This is a genomic window from Parvularculales bacterium (assembly GCA_036881865.1).
Taxonomy (GTDB): Bacteria; Pseudomonadota; Alphaproteobacteria; order JAPOUT01; family JBAJNM01; genus JBAJNM01.
Map to the genome: position 1 here is coordinate 22,133 of JBAJNM010000025.1, position 6,041 is coordinate 28,173.

The 6,041-nt window shown below is 49.0% G+C and carries 7 protein-coding genes; 4 read left to right on the plus strand and 3 right to left on the minus strand.

Annotated features, from left to right (window positions below):
- Positions 1 to 7 precede the first annotated feature (7 nt).
- Both V6Z81_06705 and V6Z81_06710 read left to right on the plus strand, forming a co-directional pair.
- Positions 8 to 1,081, plus strand: coding sequence for a phosphotransferase (locus V6Z81_06705; GenBank protein MEG9862176.1), 1,074 nt, complete (start codon positions 8 to 10; stop codon positions 1,079 to 1,081).
- 78 nt (positions 1,082 to 1,159) lie between these two features.
- Positions 1,160 to 1,579, plus strand: coding sequence for an MAPEG family protein (locus V6Z81_06710; GenBank protein ID MEG9862177.1), 420 nt, complete (start codon positions 1,160 to 1,162; stop codon positions 1,577 to 1,579).
- 55 nt (positions 1,580 to 1,634) lie between these two features.
- Here the strand turns inward: V6Z81_06710 and V6Z81_06715 are convergent, their stop codons facing one another.
- Positions 1,635 to 2,630, minus strand: a complete 996-nt coding sequence (locus V6Z81_06715; protein MEG9862178.1) for a nitronate monooxygenase family protein — start codon at positions 2,628 to 2,630, stop codon at positions 1,635 to 1,637.
- 137 nt (positions 2,631 to 2,767) lie between these two features.
- On the opposite strand from V6Z81_06715, the gene V6Z81_06720 reads away from it, so the two are divergent.
- Both V6Z81_06720 and V6Z81_06725 read left to right on the plus strand, forming a co-directional pair.
- A complete protein-coding gene (locus V6Z81_06720; GenBank protein ID MEG9862179.1) occupies positions 2,768 to 3,751 on the plus strand; it encodes a nitronate monooxygenase family protein in 984 nt (327 codons plus the stop codon).
- 172 nt (positions 3,752 to 3,923) lie between these two features.
- On the plus strand, positions 3,924 to 5,066 hold the full coding sequence (locus V6Z81_06725; protein ID MEG9862180.1) for an acyl-CoA dehydrogenase: 1,143 nt from the start codon (positions 3,924 to 3,926) through the stop codon (positions 5,064 to 5,066).
- Between the two features lie 213 nt (positions 5,067 to 5,279).
- Here V6Z81_06725 and V6Z81_06730 read toward each other — a convergent pair whose 3' ends face one another.
- Together V6Z81_06730 and V6Z81_06735 are read right to left on the minus strand one after the other, a co-directional pair.
- Positions 5,280 to 5,594: a hypothetical protein gene (locus V6Z81_06730; protein ID MEG9862181.1), complete on the minus strand. Its 315-nt coding sequence runs from the start codon at positions 5,592 to 5,594 to the stop codon at positions 5,280 to 5,282.
- A gap of 61 nt (positions 5,595 to 5,655) precedes the next feature.
- A partial coding sequence (locus tag V6Z81_06735) for a DapH/DapD/GlmU-related protein (GenBank protein MEG9862182.1) occupies positions 5,656 to 6,041 on the minus strand: 386 nt, incomplete at its 5' end.

Below are 6,041 nucleotides of genomic sequence, written 5' to 3' on the forward strand. Positions count from 1 at the left end.
ACCAACCATGGCCGCCACCCGACAGGAGCAGTTCACAGGAACCCAAGACGTATCGGCCACTCACCGCTTTGATGAACAACGTCTTGATGACTATCTGGCTGCACACATAGAAAATTACGAAGGCCCTTTAACGGTGCGTCAGTTTAAAGGGGGGCAATCTAACCCTACCTATCAGTTGGTGACCCCTAAACAGAAATATGTGCTGCGCCGTAAACCTTCCGGAAAATTGTTGCCTTCAGCTCATGCGGTAGACAGAGAGTTCCGTATCATCAGCGCACTTTATAACACAGACTTTCCGGTTCCACGTCCTTACTGTCTGTGTGAGGACGATGACATCATCGACACTATGTTTTATGTGATGGATATGGTGGAAGGGCGAATTTTCTGGGATCTTACATTACCGGACGAAAGCCGTGATTCTCGCGCTGCTATTTTTGATGCCAAAAACAAAACTCTGGCGCAACTTCACATGTTGGACTACGAAATAATGGGCCTGACGGATTTCGGCAAACCGGGCAATTATTTTGCTCGTCAAATTTCACGTTGGACAAAACAATATCAAGCCTCTGAAACAGAGAGGATAGAGGCTATGAACAAACTCATTGAATGGCTGCCTAACAACATTCCTGATGATGACACGACCACAATTGTTCATGGTGATTATCGTCTGGACAATATGATTATTCACCCAGCCGAGTCGCGTGTGATTGCCGTGTTAGATTGGGAACTTTCTACGTTGGGGAATCCTTTGGCGGATTTTTCTTATCATCTTATGTCATGGATTATGCCTGCGGGAGACGGCAACAAGGGGTTGGCAGAATCAGATTTACCCGCTCTTGGCATCCCGACTATTGAGGAATACACCCGTCTTTATTGTGAACGCACCGGACGCGATGGATTGGGTAACATTGACTTTTATCTGGCGTATAATTTCTTCCGTATTGCGGGCATTTTGCAGGGTATCGTGGGGCGTGTGCGAGACGGAACGGCGGCTAGCGAACATGCCGAGCAAAATGCGGCGCGGGTGCGTCCGTTAGCTGAAGCAGGTTGGCTTTATGCGCAAAAAGCGGGGGCTATGTAAGGGGTGGATTTTAATGGGTGCATTTTAGCAGTGCACCCTCAACTGACGCACTGCGTCATATAACCACAGGAGAGCATTATGCAAAACGCAGCTATTTTTACCCCCCTTATTGTGCTTGCAGCCTGGACGTTCATCATCATGGTCTGGATGTATGCCACCCGTATTCCTGCCATGACAGAAGCCAAAATAGACCCGCAGGATGCCGCCATTCCCGGATCACTAAACGTGTTGCCCGATAATGTGCGGCAGATTTCTGATAATTATAACCACCTCTTTGAACAACCCACACTGTTCTACGCCATGGTGGTAGCTATCTGGGCGGTAGGCCATGTAGATCCCTTTAGCGTTGGGTTAGCATGGGCCTTTGTCATCTTGCGTATTGTGCACTCTCTTATCCAGTGCATCGCAAACCGCGTTATGATGCGCTTTTCCGTGTTTATGGTATCGTGGCTGATTCTAGGCATTATGATTGCCAAAGAAGTCATCGCCCTGTTTTAGGCACTGTCTATATCCATCTGCGCCACAAAAATAAAGCGCAGTAGATGCTTCTAATTTATTCAGCGGCTTGAGAGACGCAAACCGATCCGCCAAGGCGGGCGTTAATAATCTCTTCTGCCTGGGCCATAATGCCACCTATGAGTTCCTGACAGCTTGGCACATCATGGATTAATCCCTGCACCATACCCGCCGACCAGATGCCGTGGTCCGGATCGCCCTCCTCGTAGACCACCCGACCCCGCTTACCCGAAACAAGGTGTGAAACATCTTCAATGCCAGCCCCACCCGGGCGGCGCTCTATATTGACAACTTCCCGGCTTACATTGTTTTTTGCCACCCGCGCCGTGTTGTGCAAGGTGCGGAAAATTAAATCCGTATCCAGCTCGGTGTTCTTCACAATCTGCTGCTTGATATTCTCGTGAATGCAAGATTCTTTCGTGCACATAAAGCGAGTACCCATATTGATACCGTCGGCTCCTAACGCCAGAGCTGCAACGAGCCCACGTCCATCGCCAAAGCCACCGGAGGCAATCATGGGGATACTCACTTTATCAGCGGCGGCCGGAATAAGAATAAGTCCAGGCGTGTCGTCCTCTCCCGGATGACCAGCGCACTCAAATCCATCAATAGAAATACCGTCCACGCCTATGCTTTCTGCCTTTACCGCATGGCGCACAGAGGTGCATTTGTGCAGTACCTTAATGTCATATTCTTTGAAGTGCGGCAGATGAGGCGCCGGATTTTGTCCTGCGGTTTCTACAATTTTTATGCCTGACTCACAGATAGCCGCACGATATTCTTCATAAGGCGGCGGCTTAAGTGCCGGTAAAATTGTCAGGTTCACACCAAACGGTTTGTCAGTCATCTCTTTAGTTCGGGCGATTTCTTTTGTTAAATCTTCCGGCGTAGGCTGGGTTAAGGCCGTGATAAATCCTAAGCCGCCCGCGTTTGCTACTCCGGCTACGAGCTCTGCGCGTCCGACCCATTGCATGCCGCCCTGAACGATGGGATGCTCAATGCCGAAAGTTTCGGTAAACCTTGTTTTCATCATGAGAGGTTCCTCTTAAATCACAATTGCTATGGAGCATAACAAATCCTCTTTATAGAGAAAAGAGTTTAGCGCTTGGATAGAACTTGGATTAGATTATACGTGAAGTCACCAGACACAAAAAAACCGGAGAAATCTCTATGACATTACCAACAAACCTTGCCGACCACCTGGCCTTGCCTGCGGTTGGTGCTCCTTTGTTTATTATTTCCGGTCCGGATTTGGTGATAGCCCAGTCTAAGGTGGGAATTGTGGGTTCTTTTCCGGCTCTTAATGCACGGCCTCAATCTTTGTTGGAGGATTGGATTTTGCGTATTAAGGATGAGTTGTCGGAGCATCAAGAGTCTAATCCCGATGCCAGAGTAGCACCCTTTGCAGTTAACCAGATTTGCCATAGTTCCAACGATCGCTTATCAGGAGATATTGAAATCTGCACCAAGCATGAAGTTCCCATAATCATTACCAGTCTGCGTCCACCGACAGAGGTGGTAGATGCGGCGCATAGTTATGGAGGTCTTGTATTTCATGATGTTATCAACATGCGTCATGCCCGCAAGGCCGCCGAGCAAGGTGTGGATGGGCTTATTTTGGTTTGCGCAGGCGCGGGGGGTCATGCGGGAACCTTGAGTCCTTTTGCTCTGGTAAGAGAAGTGCGGGAGTGGTTTGATGGCGTTGTTTTGCTATCGGGTGCTATTGCTGATGGCTATGGCATTGCGGCGGCACAGGCCATGGGGGCTGATCTTGCTTATATCGGTAGCCGCTTTATTGCCACTGAAGAGGCCAACGCCGACCCTCGCTACAAACAAATGCTTATGGACACAACCGCTCATGACATTGTGTATTCATCACTGTTTACCGGTGTTCATGGCAATTACCTGAAGCCTTCCATTGCGGCGGCGGGTCTTGACCCGGATGATCTGCCGGAGGGCAGTAAAACAAATATGGATTTTGGCTCCGGTGGAGCCTCCAAGGCGAAGGCCTGGCGGGATATATGGGGAGCCGGTCAGGGTGTGGGTAGCATTACCGATAGTCCTCCGGTAGGAGAGTTAATTAAGCGCCTGTCACATCAATATCAAGAGGCGTGTAACGTAATGCAATCGCGCAACCGCTTTGGGATATTATAATCCTAGTACATGCTATAACTCCAGTGCGCTATTATGCTCTCCTCTCTCCTGTCCATCTTTTATGAAAGATTAAGTGCCCATTATGTCTTCAACGAAACTCTCCCGAGCCACAAGCAATCAAGCTGCAAGCCCTCTGCAGAAACCGCCATCATTCAACTGGGAAGACCCATTGTTGCTGAGTAACTCCCTTACCGAAGAAGAGCGCCTCACTCAGGATACAGCCCGTAGCTTTGCCAAAAACAGACTAATGCCCATCGTAGGCGATGCTTTCCGCCACGAAACCTTTGACCGCAGCTTATTTCAGGATTTGGGGCAAGCAGGCTTGCTCGCTATAACCCTGCCGGCGGAATATGGTGGTGTCGGATTATCCCACGTCTGCTACGGCCTTGCAGCCCGCGAAATAGAGGCAGTGGACAGCGGTTATCGCTCCACCATGAGTGTTCAAAACTCGTTGGTTATTCATCCCATCTATGCTTACGGCTCTGAAGAACAACGCCGCATCTGGTTGCCCGGCTTAGCGTCCGGTGAATTGATAGGTTGCTTTGGTTTAACCGAACCCGACCACGGCTCAGATCCGGGCGGGATGATAACCCGCGCCCGTAGCACAAAAGACGGCTACGAGATTACAGGTGCTAAAATGTGGATTAGCAATGCACCCCTCTCTGACGTGGCTATCGTCTGGGCCAAAACAGACGATGACACCATCGCCGGTTTTATTGTTGAGCGTGATAGAGCCGGATTTTCTACGCCAAAAATAGAAGGTAAATTTTCTCTGCGCACCTCCGTTACCGGTGAGATTGTACTAGATGGCGTTAAAGTGCCAGAAACCAACCGGTTACCCGGAGCGCGAGGGCTCTCCGGTCCCTTCGGATGCCTCAACAAAGCCCGCTATGGCATTGTCTGGGGTGCTATGGGAGCCGCCGAGTTCTGCTGGCATCAAGCGAGACGCTACGTTCTAGACCGCAAGCAGTTTGGACGTCCCCTGGCTGCCAATCAACTCATTCAGAAAAAACTTGCCGATATGCAAACCGAAATCGCCCTCGGCCTGCACGGAGCGCTACAACTAGGCCGCCTCATGGATACCAACCAAGCCGCTCCCTCAGCCATCTCACTTATGAAACGCAACAACTGCGGCAAGGCGCTAGACATCGCCCGCATAGCGCGAGATATGCATGGTGGTAACGGTATCTCTGATGAATATCACGTTATTCGACACGTCATGAATCTAGAAACCGTCAACACCTACGAAGGAACTCACGATATCCACGCTCTTATTCTGGGGCGCGAGCAAACAGGCATACAATCTTTTTTCTAATACGTGATTATCCTTTGCGAACAGGTGCAACAGTATAACGGCATATAACTCATAGCGGTACGCTTATACCTACTCCGTAAGATTGCATGAGCTAGGAAATAGAGGTTCCCGTAACGCAGTATGGTAAGCCGGATATCACCATGATGGCGGATATCGTCAGTAATCCGGGGAAACTAATTATTGCCGTAGGTGCGCTCTTGAACGCTTATCGACTCAGGACAAAGCCCAAAAACAGACAAATACAAAAGGAGCAGTAAAGAGGGGTAGAGACATAACCATTACACATTCATTGATATTTTTAGTCGTCTGCTCTGCTTGTTCTAAAGCCCACTGTTCAAGACAGGCCTCATAGTTAGCATCCCCCACTGTCCCTTTGACATCCTCTTCAGCTTCTTTTTCATAAACATCAGCACAATGAATCCGCGCCGAAGGGTGATCGGTGAACCTTTCTATAAACTGTTCCCGGGTGGCACAGCTACCCAGCAACAGCGTGAAAGCAAAAAAGGGTGCCAGTTTTTTATTCCGCATTTTGAAACCCTATTGCAAGAGGCAATCCAAAGTACCCTAAACCAATAACGCAAATTCCGGTTCATTTGTTATCCCTGATTTTTTTTGCCGGGTTTCCGGCAGAGACCGAACCGGGTTCAACGTTAGACGTAACATTCGACCCTATACCAATAAGTGACCTTTCCCCAATTGTCACTTTTTGTGTGATTGAGCTACCCGGACCAATCCAACAATTTTTTTCAATTATTACACTGCCACTTATTTCCGATTGAGCAATTATTGCGGTTCCTTCACCGATGTAACAATTGTGTGCGATAAACACCTGATCGTCTATCCTGACATTCGTCAATATTCTGGTCGGAAAAATAGTTCCACCTGCGATGGTGCAATTTGCGCCAATCTCACAATCATCTGCGATTTCGACACCTCCTATATGTGGCATTGAAACAGCTAATCCGTCAAAAGGGA

Coding starts and splice junctions, on each gene's coding strand:
- V6Z81_06705 (MEG9862176.1), top strand. CDS start 8: ATGGCCGCCACCCGACAGGAGCAGTTCACAGGAACCCAAGACGTATCG.
- V6Z81_06710 (MEG9862177.1), top strand. CDS start 1,160: ATGCAAAACGCAGCTATTTTTACCCCCCTTATTGTGCTTGCAGCCTGG.
- V6Z81_06715 (MEG9862178.1), bottom strand. CDS start 2,630: ATGATGAAAACAAGGTTTACCGAAACTTTCGGCATTGAGCATCCCATC.
- V6Z81_06720 (MEG9862179.1), top strand. CDS start 2,768: ATGACATTACCAACAAACCTTGCCGACCACCTGGCCTTGCCTGCGGTT.
- V6Z81_06730 (MEG9862181.1), bottom strand. CDS start 5,594: ATGCGGAATAAAAAACTGGCACCCTTTTTTGCTTTCACGCTGTTGCTG.